Source organism: Azotobacter chroococcum (assembly GCF_004339665.1).
In the GTDB taxonomy this organism is placed as follows: Bacteria; Pseudomonadota; Gammaproteobacteria; order Pseudomonadales; family Pseudomonadaceae; genus Azotobacter; species Azotobacter chroococcum.
In genome coordinates this window covers 108979-130944 of sequence record NZ_SMMU01000004.1, presented here as the reverse complement: position 1 = coordinate 130944, position 21966 = coordinate 108979, and the positions used below count along the sequence as shown (strand labels likewise).

General features: G+C 71.3%; 7 protein-coding genes. 2 read left to right on the top strand and 5 right to left on the bottom strand.

What is annotated here, in order from left to right:
* Positions 1-139 precede the first annotated feature (139 nt).
* Both EV691_RS05840 and EV691_RS05835 read right to left on the bottom strand, forming a co-directional pair.
* Complete coding sequence (locus EV691_RS05840; protein WP_131300755.1) at positions 140-1183, bottom strand: histone deacetylase family protein; 1044 nt, start codon at positions 1181-1183, stop codon at positions 140-142.
* Between the two features lie 12 nt (positions 1184-1195).
* Positions 1196-2020 (bottom strand): formyl transferase, encoded by an 825-nt coding sequence (locus tag EV691_RS05835; protein WP_131300753.1) that lies wholly within the window; start codon positions 2018-2020, stop codon positions 1196-1198.
* A 364-nt stretch (positions 2021-2384) separates the two neighbouring features.
* Here EV691_RS05835 and EV691_RS05830 point away from each other — a divergent pair, with 364 nt between their 5' ends.
* Complete coding sequence (locus EV691_RS05830) at positions 2385-3827, top strand: diaminobutyrate--2-oxoglutarate transaminase (protein ID WP_131300751.1); 1443 nt, start codon at positions 2385-2387, stop codon at positions 3825-3827.
* A 65-nt stretch (positions 3828-3892) separates the two neighbouring features.
* The gene (locus EV691_RS05825; RefSeq protein ID WP_131300749.1) at positions 3893-6130 is read left to right on the top strand and encodes a TonB-dependent siderophore receptor; all 2238 of its coding nucleotides are present in this window, start codon (positions 3893-3895) and stop codon (positions 6128-6130) included.
* Between the two features lie 271 nt (positions 6131-6401).
* Here EV691_RS05825 and EV691_RS05820 read toward each other — a convergent pair whose 3' ends face one another.
* From EV691_RS05820 to EV691_RS05810, 3 genes are read right to left on the bottom strand one after another with little or no spacing between them, the layout of a single operon-like run.
* Positions 6402-10487, bottom strand: a complete 4086-nt coding sequence (locus EV691_RS05820; RefSeq protein ID WP_131300747.1) for a non-ribosomal peptide synthetase — start codon at positions 10485-10487, stop codon at positions 6402-6404.
* A complete protein-coding gene (locus EV691_RS05815; RefSeq protein ID WP_131300745.1) occupies positions 10484-18295 on the bottom strand; it encodes a non-ribosomal peptide synthetase in 7812 nt (2603 codons plus the stop codon). Before EV691_RS05815 ends, EV691_RS05820 begins: the two co-directional genes overlap by 4 nt.
* A gap of 3 nt (positions 18296-18298) precedes the next feature.
* Positions 18299-21646, bottom strand: a complete 3348-nt coding sequence (locus EV691_RS05810) for a non-ribosomal peptide synthetase (protein WP_131300744.1) — start codon at positions 21644-21646, stop codon at positions 18299-18301.
* Positions 21647-21966 lie beyond the last annotated feature (320 nt).

Genomic DNA, 21966 nt, shown 5'->3' with positions numbered 1-21966 from the left:
CCGTTCGTCGAGTCGATTTGTACATACTTCACTCCGAATCCGTGAGGGCCAGTCACCGGTCGTTTCGCCGACCGGGCCGACAGAAGGGGCTGCCGGGCCGAAGGCGCCGCAGGGCGCGCAAGGCCGGCCCTGCAGCCGGTCAGGAACGCCGCTGGAAACCCTCCAGCACGTTCGCCGTGTTGATGCCCACCGCGGCCACCGCATAGCCCCCTTCGAACACGAACACGGAAGGAAGGCCGGCTGTGGCGAGCGCCTCGCCCACCTGAAAATAGTCGTCGCTCTGCAGCCGGAAGCCGGAGATCGGGTCGCCTGCGAAGGTGTCCACGCCCAGCGACACCACCAGGGCCTCGGCCCGGTAGCCGGCGATGGCGCGCAGCGCCTGCCCCAGCGCGGCGAACCAGGCCGCGAAGCCGGTGCCCCGCGGCAGCGGCAGGTTCAGGTTGAAGCCGAGGCCAGCTCCCGCGCCCGTCTCGTCGGCATGGCCGAGGTAGAACGGGTATTCGCTGCGCGGATCGCCGTGCAGGCTCGCATAGAGGACGTCGGCGCGGTCATAAAAGATGCTCTGAGTGCCGTTGCCGTGGTGGTAGTCGATGTCCAGCACGGCGACCCGGCCGGCGCCGCCGTCGCGCAGGGCCTGCACGGCGAGGGCGGCGTTGTTGAGAAAGCAGTAGCCGCCGAAGAAGTCCTGGCCGGCGTGGTGCCCGGGCGGGCGCGTCAGGGCGAAGGCCGCCCTTTCGCCGGCCAGCACCCGCCCGGCGGCGGACAGCGCGCACCAGGCGCCGCTGCGCGCGGCCTGCCAGGTGCCGGCGGTCAGGGGCGTGCCCGCATCGAAGGAGAACAGCCCCATGCGCGCCGCGAAATTCTCCGGCAGCACGTCGCTGCGGTGGCCGCGCACCGGCCAGACCGACGGCAGCGCGTCGCGCCGGGCATTGGCCGGGTCCAGACTCACCCATTCGTCCCAGGCGCCGCGCAGGAACTCGACATAGCGGGGCGCATGGATGCGGCTCAGCGCCGCGTCGTCGAAAACCTCGGCCGGCTCGATCGCGCCGAGGCGCCGGCGGCGCAGCTCGTCCAGCACCCGGTCGGCACGCGCCGCCACCTCGAAGCAGGGCACCAGCGCGCCGCGGAACATCTCCACCCGGCCCTGATGGAGGCTGTGCCGGTCATTGTAGAAAGTGATCATCGGCCGGCCCGGTCAGGCTTTCGCCAGATGCGCCAGGCCCTGGTGCAGCGCCGGGAACAGGCTGTTGTTGAAGTTGTTCCAGCGCAGTTCGAGGATGCTGTCCTGCGGGTCGATCGCGGTGTTCAGCACGTCGAGGATGACCTCGCCGGAATCGATGCCATTGTCCACGTAATGGAACGAGGCCCCGGTCATGTTCACCACCGGCACCGCCCTGGTCTCCATCGTGTCCCAGTTGACCACCTTCCTGCCATGCACGCCGTGCAGGGCGTCGAGCGTCGCGTAGGCGCCGCGGCGCTCGTAGGGCGACTCGAGCCGGGTGATGCCCGGATGGATGTTCACGATCCGCCGGTGGAAGGGGCTGCCCGGCCGCACCAGCTCGTCGAGGATGACCAGTAGGCCGTCGAGCACGACGAGTTCGGCCTCCAGCTCGAACAGCCGGTCCAGCAGGCGCGCCTCGAAGTCGCGCTTGCCGGCCGGCCGCTCGGGGGCGTTCAGGGGCAGGCGCCGGTAGGTCGAGGGAATCGGGCAGAGCAGATCGTTCAGGCGCCGGCCCTGCGCGCACAGCTCCGGCGGATAGAACCACTGCCGGTCCGGCTGGTACGCAAAGCCATAGTCCTTGAGCTTCTCCCGGTCGAGCGGCGAACCCTCGTCGTCGTCGTGGATCACCCCCTCCAGGGAATAGGCGTCGCCCAGCTCGGTCTCGTCGAGCGCTTCGGCCAGGTATTCGAGCGGGGACTTCATGTAGCGGGTCCCCGCCTTGTACGCGATGTGCTGCCCGGCCTTGTCGGCGGCGGCATTTCTCAGGGACCAGATGTAGACGAGTTTTGTCTTCGGCATGTCGGTGCGATCACACGTGGGTTCCAAGATCCGGCAAGACCTCTGCCGCCCGCTGGCAGTTCGGACATCCGGTCGCCGGCCTGCCGGCGGACCCGCGGCGCGACAGCCCGGGGCCATCCCGGGCCGACCCCGCACGCCGAACTCGTGGATACAGACGAACGACGCAGCAGGGCGTTTAGCCGTCAGGGCGAGCGCCAGGCAGGCAACTAAACATTCGGCGCGCCGGTTCGTCTTGGCTTGTACGTACTGGAACAGGCCTCCCGATCCGTCCCTCCGACGCCGGAAATCCGACCAGCCGCTTCACCTTCATCGTGCAGATCTGACGCTTGTCCCTTTTCTCCACCCTTGTTCTGGGAGGTTTGTGATGCACCCATTTCCGGCCACTCCGACTGTTCGCACCACTGACGCCGTCGATGAACTCGCCAGGCGCCACAATGCGCTTTCGCAGCCCTACACACTGGCGAAGAACCCGCTGCTGGAACGGCAGGAGGCCCGCGAGTCGAGTGCGCGCAGCTACCCGCGCCGCATTCCGCTGGCGCTCAAGCGCGCCCACGGCATCTATGTCGAGGATGTGGAGGGACGCGTGTTCATCGATTGCCTGGCCGGGGCGGGCACCCTGGCGCTGGGGCACAACCACCCCGTGGTCATCGAGGCGCTCCGCGAGGTTCTCGCCGACGGCCTGCCGCTGCACACGCTGGACCTGACCACCCCGGTCAAGGACCGCTTCGTGCAGGACCTGTTCGATATCCTGCCGGCCGACTTTGCGCGCGACGCCAAGGTGCAGTTCTGCGGTCCCACCGGCGCCGATGCGGTCGAAGCCGCCCTGAAGCTGGTCAAGACGGCCACCGGACGCGGCACCATGCTGGCCTTCCACGGTGCCTATCACGGCATGACCCAGGGTGCGCTGCACCTGATGGGCAGCCTGGGGCCGAAGCGGCCGCTGAACGGCATCCTGCAGGGCGTCCAGTTCCTGCCCTATCCCTACGACTATCGCTGCCCCTTCGGGCTGGGCGGCGAGGCCGGCGTGCAGACGGGACTGCGCTACATCGAGACCGTCCTGAACGACCCGGAGGGCGGCATCCCCCATCCGGCGGGCCTGATCTTCGAGGCCGTGCAGGGCGAAGGCGGCGTCGTCCCGGCGGCCGATGCCTGGGTGCGCGGCGTGCGCGAACTCACCGCGCGGGCGGACGTGCCGCTGATCGTCGACGAGATCCAGACCGGCTTCGGCCGTACCGGCAGGATGTTCGCCTTCGAACACGCCGGCATCACGCCGGATGTGGTGGTGCTCTCCAAGGCCATCGGCGGCGGCCTGCCGCTGTCCGTGGTCGTCTACCGCGGCGAACTCGACCAGTGGAAGCCCGGCGCCCACGCCGGCACCTTCCGCGGCAACCAGCTGGCGATGGCGGCAGGTTCGGCGACGCTGCGCCTCATCCGGGCCGAGGCCCTGCACGACCAGGCGCAGCGCAACGGAGAACGCCTCGCCGCCGGCCTCCGGCAGCTGCAGCGCGATTACCCGCAGTTCGGCGACGTGCGCGGTCTCGGCCTGATGCTCGGCGTCGAGATCGTCGATCCCCACGGCGAGCGCAATGCCCACGGCCACCCTGCGGCCGCCCCGGCCCTGGCCGGCGCCCTGCAGGCCGAATGCCTGCGCCACGGCCTGATCATCGAACTCGGCGGCCGGCACGGCAGCGTGGTGCGCTTCCTGCCGCCGCTGATCATCAGCGAGGCGCAGATCGACCATGTGCTCGAGATCTTCGCCACCGCCGCCGCGAAGACATTTCGCAGCGCATCGGCGCTGGCCTGTTGAACGGCAGGCCAGACAGGCGTCCGAAACCGATTCGAAAGATTTCCCTCCCTTGACCCAGCACACCCATGAAAATCAAGAGCCACTCCCGCAAACACGACACCACTCCCCAGCTCACGCCCATCGCCCAGGTCCTGCAGGCCGTCCTGCTGCTGAGCGTTGCGCTCGCAGCAAGTCCCGCGCGTGCGGAGGATGAAGATCCCGCCGCGGAAGCCCAGGCCGCGGCAAGTTCCGGGCGCGAGGAAGATGAACAGCAAGGGACGGCCGGCTTGGCGACGATGCTGCCCACCCTCACCGTCAACGCCAGCGCGGACTCGGCGCCCGACGGCACGGCCGCCAGCGGCTACCGCGTGAAGAGTGCCTCGGTCGCCGGCTTCAGCGAGCAGGACATCCTCGATACGCCGTTCTCGGTCAAGGTGCTGTCGGCCGACCTGATGAAGAACCACAACGTCAAGACCCTCTCCGACCTGGACAAGCTGGACGCCAGCGTGACCTCGTCGATCGCCAACCCCGGCTGGTACAGCTCGCCGTCCATTCGCGGCTTCACCCTCGATAACACGGTCAACTTCCGCTACAACGGGCAGATGATGGTCAACATGCAGGCCACCGGCATGGAGAACAAGGAGCGGATCGAGGTCCTCAAGGGCCTGTCCTCCATGCAGACCGGCTTCGCCGGACCCGGCGGCCTGATCAACTACGTGACCAAGCGGCCCACAGCCGCTCCGCTCACCGAGATCAACTACTACGTCAACGAGTTCGACAACACCCGGGGGCATGTCGACATCAGCCGCCGCACCAACGATGGCCGCTTCGGCCTGCGGATCAACGCCGCCACCGAGGAGGAGCGCTCCTACGTGCGCAGCGTCGACGGCGAACGGCGCTTCTTCGCCCTGGCCGCCGACGCGCTGCTCACTCCCGACACCATTCTCGAATTCGACGTCGAGTACGAACGCCGCGAGCAGAACGGCCAGCCCTTCCTGGAGCCCGAAGCCGATGGCGAGCTGCCTTCAGCCTTCGACCCGCGCACCTTCCTCGGCCAGAGCTGGGCGCGCTACCCCACCGAGTACACCATGGTGAGCGGCAAGCTGAAGCACTTCATCAACGACGACTGGTCCTTCACCCTCGACGGCAACTGGTCGAAGCTGCGCCGCGAGCAGAACATGGTCTGGGCCCACTGGGGCATCCAGGAAAACGGCGACAGCGAGACCTACCTGTATTATTCGCCGGACCAGGAAGCCAACCCGATCAACGCCCGCCTGACCATCAACGGCCGCTTCGACACTGGCCCCTTCAACCACGAGCTGGCCTTCGGCGGCATGATGCACCGCCTCAAGCAGCGCTGGGGCGACGGCTATTTCGACTTCCTCGGCAACAGCAACATCTACAACCCCGTGTCCATCGCCGATCCCTCGCCCGACGCCCCCGACGCCCGGCTGGCCCGCCGCGTCGAGGAGGACGGCGTGTTCCTCCACGACGTGATCTCCTTCGGCGAGTCCTGGAAGCTGCACTGGGGCGGCCGCTACTCCATGCGCACCGAGAGAAGCTACGACACCACCACGGGCCACCGGACCAACGAATACAAGGATTACGTCTTCACTCCCAGCTACGCGCTGGTCTACAAGCCGCAGTCCAACGTCTCGCTCTACGTGAGCTACATCGAAGGCCTGGAGCAGGGCGGTACCGCGCCGGCCGACGCCGTCAACCACAACGAACAGCTGAGCCCGCTGATCAGCGAGCAGTGGGAAGCCGGCCTCAAGGTGGAGTTCGCCCGGGGCCTGAACTTCGACGTCTCGCTGTTCCGCATCGAGAAGCCCTTCGAATTCACCAACGCCGACGGTTATTACGTGAAGGACGGCGAGCGCCGCCACGAGGGCCTGGAACTCTCGCTCACCGGCAAGGCCTCGCCGGAGTGGACGATCTTCGCCAGCGCCATGTTCCTCGATGCCGAGCTGATGGATGCCAGCGAGGATATCGACGGGAACCGCCCCTCCGACACCCCGGCCAAACGCTTCTCGGCGATCACCGAATACAGCCCGCTATGGCTCAACGGCTGGACCTTCACCGGCAGCTGGACGCACAACGGCGCCCGTCACGTCACCGAATACAACAACAGCGAATCCGCGCCGTCCTACGACGTGTTCGGCCTCGGCGCCCGCTACGAGACCAAGATCGGCCCGGCCCACACCACGGTCCGCCTGAACCTCGACAACGTGTTCGACAAGAACTACTGGAGCAGCGTGGAAAGCGCCAACCTGGTCGCCGGCGCCCCGCGCACGGCCAGCGCCAGCCTGAGCGTGAGGTTCTGACGCAAGCGCGGGCCGGCCAGCCGGCCCGCCCCCTCCCCGCCCGGCAGCGCCCGCGCTGCCGGTTCCTTCCCGCCGGCCTCGCCCGGCTCCGCTAGCGCCCCTCCCCATCGCTCCTGCGCGAAAGCACACCCGAGCCCCGTGCCATCGCAACCGGCCAGCGAATGCCGGAGCGGCATTGCCCTGCAGGAGCGCTTGAAAGAAGGAAAGGCCGGAGGCCGAACGAGCAGAGCGCTCTCGTCCGGCCTGCGGCCTTCAGGGCTTGCCGGCAGCCTTAGCGCCCGCCGGCCTGCAGGCGCTCGAGCAAATCCGCCGCCACCTGCGCCTCGCGCACGATGCGCAGGTGATCCGCCGCGCTCCCGCGGTTCTCGCCGATGGCGATGCCCAGCCAGGCGGCGAAGTCCGCCGCTTCCGCCGCGCGCGCAGCGGACCACCAAGCCGTCAGCGGCGCCTGCAGCGGCGGCGCGGCGACCGGCGTCCGGGCGAGGCGGTCGAGGGCGCGCGCCGTGAGGAACATGTCCACCAGCTCCTGGCTGCCCAGCAGGCCGTATTCGTGCAACTGCTCCCGCTCGACCCGCGCCAGCAGCAGATCGACCAGGCCGTGGAGCGACTCGGGGGTCGCCACGGTAGCCTCGAGGCGGGCACGGACGCCGGCATCCTCCAGCAAGGCGGCATGCCGGTGGGCGGGCAGCAGGATCGCGAAGAAGCCCATGAGCTCGTCGAGCCAGGTCGCGGCCTGCGGCGTGGCGTCCGGCACGTACGGGTCGATGGCGCCGACGAAGCGGACCTCCTGCCCCTCGCCCTCCAGCAGCCCCGCGACCAGAGGCGCCAATGCGCCGCCCAGCGACCAGCCGCAGAGCCGGTACGGCCCAGCCGGCTGCTGCGCCCGGATCGTCGCCGCGTGCAGCCGCGCCAGGTCGAGCAGATCCTGCGGTGCGCTGCCCCTGCCATCCCGGTACGGCAGCCCGACGAGCGTGACCCGCCCGGCCAGCGCCCGGGCGAGCGTCGTGTAGTCCAGCACGCTGCCCCAGCCGTCGTGCAGGCAGAACAGCGGCGGCTGCTCCGCCACCGGCGGGTTCAGCCGCACCGCCGGCGCCGGGCCGCCGCGCGCGGCCAGCGCGGCGACGCTGGGATGGGCGTACAGCTCCTGCAGGCCGATGGCCAGGCCGCCGGCGTCCTGGCGCAGCCGCTGGGTCACCCGCAGCGCCGCCAGGGAATGCCCGCCCAGCTCGAAGAAGTTGTCGTGGCGCCCTACCCGCTCGATGCCCAGCACCTCGGCCCAGATCCCGGCGAGCCGCTCCTCGATTTCGCCCTGCGGCGCCTCGTAGTCCCGGTCGCTCGCCAGCTCCGGCGCCGGCAGCGCCTTGCGGTCCACCTTGCCGTTGGCGTTCAGCGGCAGGGTCTCCAGCACCACGACGGCGCTTGGCACCATGTAGTCCGGCAGCAGCCGGCCCAGCCGTTCGCGCAGCTGGCCGCCATCGAGCAGCTGGCCGCCCGGCGCCGCCGCGTAGCCCACCAGCCGCGCCCCGCCCGGCCCCTCCTGGGCCACCACCACCGCCTCGCGCACCCCGGGCTGGGCCAGCAGCTGCGCCTCCACTTCGCCCAGCTCGATGCGCAGGCCGCGGATCTTCACCTGGTGGTCGAGGCGCCCCAGGTATTCCAGCTGCCCTTGCGCGTTCCAGCGCACCAGGTCGCCGGTGCGATAGAGCCGCTCGCCCGTGCCGAACGGATCGGCCACGAAACGCTCGGCGGTCAGGCCCGGCCGGTTCAGATAGCCGCGCCCCAGCCCCACGCCGCCCAGGTACAGCTCGCCGGCCACGCCGGGCGGCACCGGGTTGAGCGCCGCATCGAGCACATGGGTGCGGATGCCGCTGATCGGCCGGCCGATCGGCACCTGGCTCTGCCCGTCGGCGCGGCAGGTCCACTGGGTCACGTGGATGGCCGCCTCGGTCGGGCCGTAGAGGTTCTGCAGACTCACGCCTTCCAGCCGCTCCAGCGCCTCGTGCTGGGTCGCCGCCGGCATCGCCTCGCCGCCGCAGATGACGTGGCGCAGGCGCGTCTGACTCTCGATGCCCTCGTGGGCCAGGAATGCCTGCAGCATCGAAGGCACGAAGTTCAGCGTGGTGATGCAGTGACGCCGGATCAGCGCCACGATCCGCTCCGGGTCGCGCTGGTCGCCCGGCCGGGACACCACCAGGGGCACCCCGGTGGTCAGCGGCCAGAAGATCTCCCACACCGAGACGTCGAAGCCGAACGGCGCCTTGTGCAGTACGGCATCGGCCTCGGTCAGCCTGTAGGTCTCCTGCATCCAGCGCATGCAGCTGTACAGCGAGCGGTGCCGGTTGGCCGCGCCCTTGGGCCGGCCGGTGGAGCCCGAGGTGTAGATCACGTAGACCAGGCTGTCGCCGTGCAGCGCGACCTGCGGGTCGTGGTCGGGCTCGCCGTCGAGGTCGAGGCGGTCCAGCTCCAGCACGCTCAGCGCCCGGCCGTCGGGAATGCGTCCGCCCAGACCGCTCTGGGTGAGCAGCAGCCCGATGCCGCTGTCCTCGACCATCCAGGCCAGCCGCTCGTCGGGATAGTCCGGGTCGAGCGGCACGTAGGCGCCGCCGGCCTTGAGGATGGCCAGCAGGCCCACGATCATCTCGACCGAACGCTCGACGAAGATCCCCACCCGCGTCTCGGGCGCAACGCCCAGGGCGATCAGCCGGTGCGCCAGGCGGTTGGCCCGGCGGTTCAGCTCGGCATAGCTCAGCTGCGTCTCGTCGAAGATCAGCGCCACCGCCTCCGGGCGCTCGCCGGCGTGGCGCTCGAAGAGCCGGTGGACCGGTACGGCGTCCGCATAGTGGCGCTCGTCCTCGCTCCACTGGCGCAGCTCGGCGCGCTCGGCCGCGCCGAGCAGGTGCAGATCGTCCAGCGCCACGTCGGGGGTCTCGACCAGGCCCTGCAGCACCCGCAGGTAATGCTCCGCCAGACGCTCGATGGTACGCGGCGCGAACAGCTCCGCCGCATAGCCGAAGCTCGCCTGGAGCCGGCCGTCGGGCCGCTCGATGGTGTCCAGGTTCAGCTCGAACTGCGCGGCCCGCGTGTCCAGCGGATAGTCCTCCAGCTCGAGGCCGGCCAGCCGCTCGAGGGCGCGATAGTCGGCGCGCAGATGGTTGAACATCACCTGGAACAGCGGATTGGTGGCCAGGCTGCGCTCGGGCTGCAGCGCCTCGACCAGTTGCTCGAAGGGCAGGTCCTGATGCGCCTGGGCGCCGACCGCCGCCTCCCGGGCCTGCGCCAGTACCTCGCCCAGACTCATGCGGCCGTCCAGGCGGTTGCGCAGCACCTGGGTGTTGATGAACACCCCCACCAGCGCCTCGGTCTCCACCCGGTGCCGGTTGGCGACGGGCACGCCGACGCGGATGTCCGGCTGCCCGGTGTAGCGGTACAGCAGCGCCTGGAAGCCGGCCAGGAGCAGCATGAACAGCGTCGCGCCCTCGGCCCGGGCGCGCTCGTGCAGGCCGCGCACCAGCGCCTCCGGCAGCTCGACCTGGTGCCGCGCCGCCCGGTAGCGGCCATCGGCGCGGCGCGGCCGGTCGGTGGGCAGCTGCAGCACCGGATGCTCGCTGCCCAGCTGCGTCCGCCAGTAGTCGAGCTGCCGCTCGCGCTCGCCCGCCTCCAGCCAGTGGCGCTGCCACAGCGCATAGTCGGCGTACTGGATCGGCAGCGCCGGCAGCTGCGCCGCGTGCCCCTCGACGTGTGCCCGGTAGAGGGCCACGAACTCGTCGACGATGAGCTGCAGCGACCACTCGTCGGCGACGATGTGGTGCATGGCCAGCACCAGCACATGCCGGTCGGCCGCCTCGCGGATCAAGCCCACCCGCAGCAGCGGGCCGCGGGTCAGGTCGAACGGCGTCTCGCCGATGCCCCGCGCCGCCTCCCTGACCCGCGCCGCGCGCGTGGCGGCCTCGAGCGCCGTGCAATCGAGCGGGATGAACTCGACCTCGCCCTGCGCCAGGATGACCTGCTCGCTGCTTTCGCCGACGGCGCGGAACCGGGTGCGCAGCGCCTCGTGGCGCGCCGCCAGGGCATTGAAGCTCGCCTGCAGCGCCGGCACGTCGAGCGGCCCGGCGATGCGCAGCGCCCCGGTGATGTGGTAGGCCGTGCTGCCGGGGTCGAGCTGCCAGAGGAACCATTGCCGCGCCTGGGCGTGGGACAGCGGGCAGCAGCTCTGCAACGCCTCCTCGCGGGCTGGCACGGGGAACTGGCCGATGGCCAGCCCCTCGCTGCGGATCTTCTGGTAGACCGCGCGGCGCTGCTCGGCGGTCAGGCGGGAAAAACGTTCGGCGACGCGCCGGATTGCCGGGGTTTCCATCATGCGCTCTCCAGGCTGTCGATAAAGGCGTCGATCTCCGCCAGCGCCGCCGAGGCGTCGCCGGCGGCCGTGGCGGCGGCATGCGCGGCCAGCTCCGCGAGGACCGGCCACTGGAACAGGTCGCGCACCGTCACGGCCGCGTGCAGGGCGCCCTGCGCGCGGGCCGCCACCTGCACCGCCGCCAGCGAGTGCCCGCCGCGCTCGAAGAAGTTGTCGTGGCGTCCCACGCGCTCGACGCCCAGCACCTCGGCCCAGATCCGCGCCAGCGCCTGCTCGGTCTCGCTCTGCGGCGGCGCGTATTCGCGGTCATCGGCCAGCTCGGGATCGGGCAGCGCCTTGCGGTCGATCTTGCCGTTGGCGTTCAGCGGCAGCGCCTCCAGCACCACGATCGCCGCCGGCACCATGTACTCGGGCAATTCCTCGCCCAGCCCGGCGCGCAGGCGCTGCGCGTCCGGCGCGTCGCCGGCGACATAGCCGACCAGCCGCGCGCCGCCCGGCCCGGCGAGGGCCACGACCACCGCTTCGCGCACCTCGGGCCGGGCCAGCAGTTGCGCCTCGATCTCGCCCAGTTCGATGCGGAAGCCGCGCACCTTGACCTGATGGTCGGCGCGGCCGAGGTATTCCAGCTGGCCCTGGGCGTTCCAGCGGGCGATGTCGCCGGTGCGGTACAGCCGCCCGCCCGCGGCGTCGAACGGGTTGGCCACGAAACGCTCGGCGCTCAGGCCGGGGCGTCCGTGATAGCCGCGCGCGAGCAGGTCGCCGCCGAGGTACAGCTCGCCGGCGACGCCCACGGGCGCCGGGTTCAGGTCGGCGTCCAGCACGCAGGCATGGCGGCCAGCCAGCGGCTGGCCGATGGGCATCTGGCCCGGCAGCGTTTCCTCGCCCGCGACGTAGCGCCGGCAGTCCTGCACCGTGGCGGTCACCACCGTCTCGGTCGGCCCGTAGGTGTTGAGCAGCCTGACGTGCGCGAGGCCGGCCTCGCGCCAGGCCTGCACGCCGTCCGGCGGCATGGCTTCGCCGGTGGCCTGCACCTGGCGCAGCGCGCCATAGTCGCGCGGCCCCTGGCGGGCGAAGTCCTGGGCGAGCAGATGCCAGTAGGCGGTGGGCAGGTCGGCGATGCTGATGCGCTTGTCGAGCAGCTCGCGGTGGAAGGTTTCGCTGTCCCACAGCTCGGGGCCGCGCAGCACCACGGCAGCGCCGGCCACCAGCGGCGGGAAGAGCTGCTCGACGAAGCCGTCGAAGTTGATGGTGGAGAACAGCAGCATGCGCTCGGCCGGCGTCAGGCCGAAATAGCCCACCGCGATCTGGCTGTGTTCGGCGAGCGCGGCATGGGCGATGCCGATGCCCTTGGGCCGCCCGGTCGAGCCCGAGGTGTAGATCACGTAGGCCAGGCTCTCGCGGTGCAGCTCGACCTGCGGGTCGTGCTCGGGCTCGCCGCCGAGCTCGGCGCCGTCCAGCAGCAGCGTCGCCAGCGCCTCGCCGCCCGGCACGCGGCCCTCGAGGTGGCGCTGGGTGACGAGCAGCGCGATGCCGCTGTCCTCGCGCATGTAGGCCAGGCGCTCCTGCGGATACTCCGGATCAAGCGGCACGTACACCCCGCCGGCCTTGAGGATGCCCAGAAGGCCCACGATCATCTCGACCGAGCGCTCCACCGCGATGCCGACCCGGGTCTCGGGGCCGACGCCCAGGGCGATCAGCCGGTGCGCCAGGCGGTTGGCCCGGCGGTTCAGCTCGGCATAGCTGAGCTGCTGGTCGTCGAAGACCAGCGCCAGCGCCTGCGGGCGCTCGCGCACCTGCCGCTCGATCAGCCGGTGCACCGGCTCGGCGTCCGGGTAGCGCTGCGCGTTGATCCCCCACTGGCGCAGCCGGGCCCGTTCGGCCTCGCCCGGGACGCCCAGCTCGCCCAGGCAGCGCTCCGGCCCCTGGGCCAGCGCCAGCAGGAGCCCATGCAGGTGCCCGGCCAGTTGCCCGACCTGCTCGGCCGAGAAGCACTGGCCCTGGAAGGCGTACTCGATGTCCAGGGTCCGGCCCTGGTGCACCGTCAGGGTCAACGGGTAGCTGGTTTCCTCGCGGCTGTCGCGCATGGCGAAGCGCAGCTGGCGGTCGCCCGCCTGGCGCAGCGCTTCGTCCACCGGATAGTTCTCGAACACCACGATGCTGTCGAACAGGCCCTGGCCGCCGGCACCGGCCCAGCGCTGGATCTCGAACAGCGGCGTGTGCTCGTGCTCCCGCGAGGCGGCGTTCTGCGCCTGCAGGTCGCGCAGCCACTGGCCGACGCGCTGCTGCGGCTGCAGCCTCGCCACCACCGGGAGGGTGTTGATGAACAGACCGAGCATCTGCTCGGCGCCGGGCAGGTCCACCGGCCGGCCGGCGGTCGTCGCCCCGAAGCAGACCACGTCCTGCCCGGTGTAGCGCTGCAGCAGCAAGGCCCAGGCGGCCTGCACCAGGGTGTTCGGGGTCACCCGCTGGGCGCGGGCGAACTCCGCCAGGCGCGCGGTCTCGGCGCTGTCGAGTACCTGGCGGTGGAGCCGGTAGCCCTCGCCGCCGACCGGCTGGCGCAGCGCGGCGGCCAGCCGGGTGGGCTCGCCGATGCCCGCGGTCAGGGTGCGCCAGTAGTGTTCCGGGGCGGCGGCGTCCCGCGCCTGCAGCCAGGCGATGTAGTCGCGGAAGCGACCGCCCTGCGCCGGCAGGGGCTGCCCCGCGTAGACCCCGAGAACCTCCGCCAGCAGGCGCGAGGTGCTCCAGCCGTCGAGCAGCAGGTGGTGGCGGGTCCAGACCAGGTGATGCCGGTCGGCCGCGGTCCGCACCAGCACCAGGCGCATCAGGGGCGGGGCGGCCAGATCGAAGCCGCGCTCGAGCTCGTCCCGCGCCAGGGCGTCGAGCGCCGGCGCCTGGTCGGCGCGCCCGCACCAGTCCTGCATCGCCAGCGGCACCGCCAGCGACCGGGCGACCCACTGCAGCGGGCGCTCGCCCGGCACGAAGCCGGTGCGCAGCACCTCGTGGCGGTCGAACATCGCCTGCCAGGCCGCCTTGAAGCGGGCCGGGTCGAGGCCGTCGATGTCGATGCGCAGCTGGTTGACGTAGGCGGTGCCGCCCGGCTCGTAGGCGCTGTGGAAGAACATGCCCAGCTGCATCGGCGAGAGCGGATAGAGGTCCGCCAGGTTCTCCAGCGCCACCGGCAGCCGGTCGAGCTGCGCCTGGCTGGCGTCCGCCAGCGGGAAGTCGGCCGGCGTGATGCCGGTGGCTCCGCTGGTGCAGTGCTCGATCAGCTCCTCCAGTTCCCGCTGGAAGCTTTCGGCAAGATGCTGCACCGTCGCCTCGTCGTGGATCGCCGCGCTGTAGGTCCAGCGCACCCGCAGCTCGCCGCGGTGCATCAGTGCGCCGACCTCCAGCCAGGTGCGCCGCCGGGCGGACGGCGCACGCTCCTCGCCGGCGCTCTCGCGCGCCAGGCGCCAGAGCGCATCGGCGGCGAAGCTCTGGTCGAACTGGCCCAAGTAGTTGAAGGTCACCTGCGGACAGGCGCCTTCGGTCAGCCCCCGTCCCTCCTCGGTCAGGTAGCGCAGCACGCCGTAGCCCAGGCCCTTGTTCGGCACCCGGCGCAGTTGCTCCTTGACCGCCTTGATGCTGGCACCCGGTGCGCCGTCGCCCGGCTGCAGGCGCACCGGGAACAGGCTGGTGAACCAGCCCACCGTCCGCGACAGGTCGAGGCTGTCGTCCAGCGCCTCGCGGCCGTGGCCCTCCAGCTCGACCAGCACGCTTTCGCGGCCGTCCCAGGCGCACAGGGTGCGGGCCAGCGCGGTGAGCAGGATGTCGTTGATCTGCGTGCGGTAGGCCTGCGGCACCTCGCTCAGCAGGCGCTCGGTGAAGTCCTCGTCGAGGCTGATTTCGACGCTGCGGGCATCGGCCACCCGGTTGCTGCCCGCGGCGACGCCGGGCAGGTCGGGCTCCTGTGTGCCGGCCAGCGCCTGCCAGTACGGCAGCTCGGCCCTGAGCGTCTCGCTCCGGGCGTATTCGCCCAGCGCCCGCGACCAGGCGGCGAGCGACGTGGTCTGCGCCGGCAGCGCCAGCGGCTCGCCGGCGACCAGCTGGCGGTAGGCGGTGTGCAGGTCTTCGAGCAGCACCCGCCAGGAGACCCCGTCGACCACCAGGTGATGGGCGACCAGCAGGAGCCGGCCGGAGCGGCCCGGCCCCAGATCCATCCACACCGCCTTGAAGGGTTGCGCCAGGCTCAGGCTGCGCTGGGCGGCGTCGGCGGCCCGGCCGATGGCCTCGGTCACCTGCCGCTCGCCGCCGAACTCGACGCGCTCGAAGCAGCTCGCCCCCTGCGCCGCCGTGCAGCGCTGCCGCCAGGCGCCCTGCTGCTCGTCGAAGCGCAGGCGCAGCGCGTCATGATGGGCGACCACCTGCTCCACCGCCTGGCGCAGCCGCGCCGTGTCCACGGCCTCGGTGGCGCTCAGCAGCAGCGACTGGTTCCAGTGCTGCGGCGCCTCGAAGCGCTGCTCGAAGAACCAGCGTTGCACGGGAAGCAGCTCGAAGGCCTCGTCCACGGCTTCCGTCTGCAGCGGAGCCGCCGCCGGTGCCGCGCTCTCCACGACCGTGGTGACGGCCCCGAGTGCGGCGATGCTCTGCAGCTCCATCAATTGCCTGGGGGTGAACCTGAGGCCGCGCTTTCTGGCCCGCGCGATGATCTGCAGGGTGAGGATGGAGTCGCCGCCGAGTTCGAAGAAGTTGTCGTGGCGGCCGACGCGCTCCACGCGCAGCACCTGCGCCCAGATCTCCGCCAGCGCCTGCTCGACCTCGCCCTGGGGCGCCTCATGGCGCTTCGCTTCGGTCTTTTCCGGCGCGGGCAGGGCCTTGCGGTCGACCTTGCCGTTGACCGTCAGCGGCAGGGCCTCGAGCTGCACGATGGCGGCAGGCACCATGTAGTCGGGCAGCGTCCTGGCCAGCTCCTCGCGCAGCAGGCCGACATCGACCGGCGCCCCACTGCGCGAGACCACATAGCCATGCAGCTGGGTGCGTCCGTCCTCGCTGTCCCGGGCGACGACCTCCGCCTCGGCGATGCCAGGGCGCGCCTGCAGCGCCTGCGCGACCTCGCGCAGTTCCACCCGGTAGCCGCGCACCTTGACCTGGTCGTCCACCCGGCCCAGGAATTCCAGGCTGCCATCATCCAGCAGCCGCACCCGGTCGCCGGTGCGGTACAGGCGCTCGCCCGTGCCGAACGGGTCGGCGACGAAGCGCTCGGCGGTCTGCCCCGCGCGGCCCTGGTAGCCGCGCGCCACGCCGGCGCCGCCCAGGTACAGCTCGCCGGCCACGCCCTGCGGCAGCGGATTGAGCTCGGGGTCGAGCACCAGGGCCCGCAGATTGGCCAGCGGGCGGCCGAGCGGCAGCGTCACGGCGCTGCGCTTCGCCGTCTCGGCCGGCTGGGTCAGCACGCCGACGGTGGTCTCGGTCGGCCCGTAGTGGTTGAGCACGCGGCACTGCGGCTGCAGTGCGCGGACCCGCTCGAGCAGCGGCCAGTGCGTCGCCTCGCCGCCGACCACCAGCGCATGCCGGGGCAGCACGGCGGCCGGGTCGGCCGCCTGCAGCAGCGCCTGCAGATGGCTGGGCACGATCTTCAGCACGTCGATGCGCTGCTCGCGCATGTAGCGGCCGAAGCGATCCGGATCGAAGGCCCGCTCGGCGTCGATCAGGTGCAGGGTGCGCCCGCTGCACAGCGCGCCGAAGAAGCTCGTGTGCCCCAGGTCCGCGGCGACGGTCGAGACCATCGCCATGTTGCCGGCCAGCTCGGGCAGATCGAGCCGGGCCAGCACGGCCTGCACGTAGTTGGCCAGCGCGCCGCGGCTGACCACCACGCCCTTGGGCTGGCCGGTGGAGCCGGAGGTGTAGATGACGTAGGCCGCCTGCTGGGCATGCGCCCTGGGCAGCGCGACCGGGGCGGCGTCGGCGGCCTGGAAGCCCAGCTCCAGCACCGGCACCGCCGGCTGCCAGGCCGGCGCGCGGGCGGCCAGCAGCCAGCGCACGCCACTGTCGGCCAGCTGATAGGCCAGACGCTCGGCGGGCAGCTGCGGATCGAGCGGCACATAGGCCGCGCCGGCTTTGAGCGCCGCCAGCACGCCGAGGACGAATTCGCAGGAGCGTTCGGCATGGATGCCGACGCGGGTCTCCGGGCCGGCCCCCGCGCCGACCAGTTGCGCCGCCAGGCGGTCAGAGTGGGCGTCCAGCTCGGCATAGGTGAAGCAGCGCTCCTCGCCGCGCACGGCCACGCCCTGCGGAGCGCGGGCCACGGCATCGGCCCACAGCTCGATCACGTCGGCGCGCGGGAAGCGGGTCCGCGGACCCTGCAGCTCCGCCAGCGGGCCGGGCAGCGCCAGCTCGGCGAGCGTGGCGTCCGGCCGGGCGACCACCTGCTCGGCGAGAACCTGGAAGGCCTGGGCGAAACGGGCGATGGTCGAGGCGTCGAACAGCGCCGCCGCATAGGCCAGGACCGCCTGGATGCCGCGCGGCCGGTCGGTGAAGTCCAGGCTCAGGTCGAAGTGGGCGTGGCCGCCCGACAACCCTTCGATACTGGCCTCCAGGCCGGCCACGCGCCGCGTCGCCGGCAGATCGTCCTGCTGCGTGCACTTCACCTGGAACAGCGGGTGCAGGCCGGGCTGCCGCTCGGGCTGCAGGGCCTCGACCAAGAGGTCGAAGGGCAGGTCCGGATGCGCCTGCGCATCGAGCACCGTCCCGCGCACCGCAGCCAGCAGCGCGAGAAAGCTCCCGGTCGGCTCGAGCCGGGTGCGCAGCACCTGCACGTTGGTCAGGTAGCCGATCAGCCCGCGGGTTTCCGCGCGCTGGCGGTTGGCGATCGGCGCACCGACCCGCAGATCGGTCTGGCCGCCGAAGCGGTAGAGGGTGAGCTTGAGCAGCGCCAGCATCACCATGAACAGCGAGGCATTCTGCGCGCGCGCCAGGCCGCGCAGCCCATCGCTCAGCGTGGCCGGCAGGCGGAAGTCGTGGCGCCCTTCGCGGTCGTCGGGCGACAGGCCGCGCGGCCGGTCCAGCGGCAATGCCGTGGGCGGATGCTCGTTGCCGAGACGATCGCACCACCAGGCGAGCTGACGCTCGCGTTCGCCGGCCTCGAACCAGTTGCGCTGCCAGAGCGCATGGTCGGCGAACTGGATCGGCAGCGGCGCGAGTTGCGCCGGGCGACCGGCGCAGGCGGCCTCGTAGAGGGCGAAGAGTTCGTCGACCAGCACCTGGATCGAGCCGCCGTCGCCGGCGATGTGGTGCAGCGACAGGCCGAGAATGTGTTCGTCGTCCGCCAGCCGCCACAGGGCGGCACGCAGCGGCGGCTCGCCGTCGAGCTGGAACGGCGTCTGTGCGAAAGCCTGTTGCAGGCGCCGCGCCTCGTCCGAGCGCGCCTCGGCCGGCATGTGCCGCAGGTCGGTGAGCGGAACCGCGATCGCCCCCCGGTCAAGAATCCGCTGCTCCGGCTCGCCGCCGTCGCCCGCCGGATAGGTCGTGCGCAGGACTTCGTGCCGCTCGACCAGGGCCTGGAGTGCGGACTCCAGCGCGCCAACATCGAGGAGGCCCCTGAGCTGGAGCGCCCCGGGCATGTTGTAGGCCGGGCTCGCCGGGTCCAGCCGCCAGGTCAGCCACAGGCTGCGCTGGGCATAGGACAGCGGCAGCGCACCGCCGCGCTCGGCCGCCACGATGGGCAGCTCGGCGAAGCTGAGACCGGCCGCCTCGAGCTTGGCGAGGAAGCCACGCCGCGCCTCGGGCGTCAGAGCGGCAAAACGCCGGGCAATCTGCTGATCGTCAAGTGCCATGAATCAAACCTCAAATTCGCTCAGAAGGGAGTCGATCTCCGACAGGCGCTGCGCCCTGGAGCCCTGCGCCAGCAGGCCTCCGGCAGGCAGATGCGCAGCGAGCGCCTTGACGGTCGGAGCGTCGAAGAAATGTCGGACGGCCAGTTCGCAGGCATGCCGCTGGGCGAGCAGCGCGGTGATCCGGATGGCCAGCAGGGAGTGCCCGCCCAGCTCGAAGAAGTTGTCGCAGCGGCCCACCCGCTCGACACCCAGCACCTCGGCCCAGATCGCCGCCAGCGCCGCCTCGGCGTCGCCCTGCGGCGCCTCGTAGGCCTGGCTGCCGGCCAGCTCCGGCTCGGGCAGGGCCTTGCGATCGACCTTGCCATTGGCGTTCAGTGGCAGGGCCTCCAGCACTATCAGAGCGCCCGGCACCATGTAGTCCGGCAGCATCCGGCCGAGGCGCTCGCGCAGCATCGCGCCGTCGAGGGACTGACCCGCGCGTGCCGACACATAGCCCACCAGCCGCGTCCCGCCCGGCCCCTCCTTGGCCAGCACCACCGCCTCGCGCACCTCGGGCTGGGCCAGCAGCTGCGCCTCGATTTCGCCCAGCTCGATGCGGAAGCCGCGCACCTTCACCTGGTGGTCGATGCGCCCCAGGTATTCGAGCTGGCCTTGCGTACTCCAGCGCACCAGATCGCCGGTGCGGTACAGCCGCCCGCCCTGCGGATCGAAGGGGTCGGCCACGAAGCGCTCGGCCGTCAGGCCGGGCCGGTTCAGGTAGCCGCGCGCCAGGCCTTCTCCGGCCACGTAGAGTTCGCCGGGCATGCCGATGGGCACGCGGTTGAAGGCCCCGTCCAGCACGTGCAGCCCCAGGTCCGGGATGGCCACGCCGACCGGGCTGCGCTGCCCATCCAGGTCGCTCCGGGTGACCGGCCGGTACGTCACGTGGACTGTCGTCTCGGTGATGCCGTACATGTTGATCAGCCGGGGCTGCTCGTCGCCCCAGCGCTCGATCCAGGGGCGCAGCCGCTCGGGCTCGAGGGCCTCGCCGCCGAAGATCACGACACGCAGCGCCAGGGGTTCCTCGTACACACCCGGCACGCGGATCAGTTGGCCGAACGCCGAAGGCGTCTGGTTGAGCACCGTCACCTGCTGCCTGCGCAGCAGCTTCAGGAAGTCCTCCGGCGAGCGGCTGATCCAGAACGGCACTATCACCAGCTTCCCGCCCGTGCAGAGGGCACCGAAGATCTCCCAGACCGAGAAGTCAAAGGCATAGGAGTGGAACATGGTCCACACGTCGTCCCGGCCGAAGCCGAACCAATGCTCCGTGGCGCTCAGCAGCCGGGTCACGTTGCGATGGCAGAGCTGGGCCCCCTTGGGCCGACCGGTGGAGCCCGAGGTGTAGATCACGTAGGCGAGGTTGTCGGCGTTCAGTTCGACGTGCGGGTCGTGCCCGGACTCGTCGTCGAGGTCGAGGCGGTCCAGCTCCAGCAGGGTCAGTGCCTGGCTGCCGGGAATGCGCCCGCCGAGATGGCTCTGCGTCAGCAGCAGCCCGATGCCGCTGTCCTCGACCATCCAGGCCAGGCGCTCGGTCGGATACTCCGGATCCAGCGGCACGTAGGCCCCGCCGGCCTTGAGAATGGCCAAAAGGCCCACCACCATCTCGATGGAGCGCTCCACCGCGATGCCCACCCGGGTCTCGGGCGCAACGCCCAGCTTGATCAGCCGGTGTGCCAGGCGGTTGGCCCGGCGGTTGAGTTCGGCATAGCTCAGTTCCCGATCGTCGCAGACCAGCGCCATCGCCTCCGGCTGCTCGCGAGCCTGCCGCTCGATCAGCCGGTGGATCGGCCCGGCATCCGGGTACGGTTGCGTGCGGGCACCCCATTGCTTCAGCAGGGCCCGCTCGGTCTCGCCCAGGATCTCGATGTCGTCCAGCGCCTGTTCCGGGCACTCGGCGAGCGCCTGCAGCAGCGCCTGGTAGTGCTCCGCCAGGCGCTCGATGGTCTGCGGCTCGAACAGCTCGCGGGCGTAACGGAAGCGCACCTCGACCCTGCCGTCTTCGCTCTCCCAGGTCTCCAGGGTCAGCTCGAACTGCGCGGCCTGCTCCTCGAAGTCCAGCCGCTGCACCTCGAGATCCGGCCACTGCGCCAAGGAACTGTGGTCCCGGCGCAGGTGGGTGAACACCACCTGGAAGAACGGGTGGGTATTCAGGCTGCGCTCCGGCTGCAGCGCCTCGACCAGTTGCTCGAAGGGCAAGTCCTGGTGCGCCTGGGCGCCTAGCGCCGTGTCCCGGGTCTGCATCAGCAGCTCGGCCAGCGTCATCCGCCCGTCGAGGCGGGCACCCAGTACCTGGGTGTTGACGAAGAAGCCGACGATGCCGATGGTTTCCACGCGGTTGCGGTTGGCGATGGGTACGCCGACACGGATGTGCGTCTGGCCGCTATGGCGAAACAGCAGCGCCTGGAAGGCCGTCAGCAGGGCCATGAACAGGGTGGCTCCGTGCCCCTGCGCCTGCTGCCTGAGCCGCTCCGTCAGCTCCTCGGGCAGCAGCAGGCTGTGCAGGGCCGCGGCATAACGGCCGTCGGCCCGGCGCGGCCGGTCGGTGTGCAGCGCCAGCACCGGCTGCTCGCCGCCCAGCTGCTGCCGCCACCAGGCGAGCTGGCGCTCGCCCTCCGCTCCCGCGAGCCACTGTCGCTGCCACACGGCATAGTCGGCGTACTGGATCGGCAGGTCCGCCAGCCCTGGCTCCATCCCCTGCAGACAGGCCCGATAGCGGACCGCCAGCTCGTCGAGGATGATCTGGGTGGACCAGCCGTCCGAGACGATGTGGTGCATCACCACCAGCAGCAGGTGCTCGTTCTCCCCGGTCTTGAGCAGCGCCACGCGCAGCAGCGGGCCGCACGCCAGGTCGCAGGGCGTCGCACAGATCCGCCGCACTTCGTCCGCGATGCGCGCTTCGCGCGCGCCGGCTTCGAGGCCGGCGAGATCGATGCAGGGCAGCTCGATGTCCGACGCCGGCTGGACGAACTGCTCCGCCACGCCGTCGCCGCCCTCGCGGAACAGGGTGCGCAGCGACTCGTGGCGGGCGACGAGGGCTTCGAGGCTGGCGTGAAGCGCGGGAATGTCGAGGCGGCCGACGAACTTCAGGCCGCCGCTCAGGTGGTAGGCCGCGCTCGCCGGATCGAGCTTCCACAGGAACCACTGGCGCTGCTGGGCGAACGACAGGGGGGCCTGGTCGCGCTGTGGACGACAGGGGATGGCATGCGGCAGCGTGGCGGCGGCGGGCCCGCCGCGCAGGCGGGCCTGCAGCTTGGCGCGCTGCTCGGGCGTGAGCCTGGCGCGACGTTCGGAAAGGTCTTGCGGGTCGGGCATGACGAGCCTCTCAAGCGGTTGCGGGCGCGCGATCGGGCCACGGCGGGCGGATCGGCGTTCTCGAGTTCTTCGATCGGTCGGGGTTCGACGGGCACCGCCAGCGCGGCGACCGCCGGGGGTCTTGGAGAGGGGCGGCCAACTGGCCGGCGGGGGCTGCCCGGGCGCCGTCAGCGCCTTGGCGTAAGCGGCCGCGGCGCCGGGGCGGCCTTCCAGCGGGACGGCAGGGGGATCGGTTCTACAGGGCCGGCGAGAGCACCGAACGTCTCGTCTTGGCGATCAAAGCAGCTGGGGGACATGGGCAGCCTCGTGCAGTCGGAGGA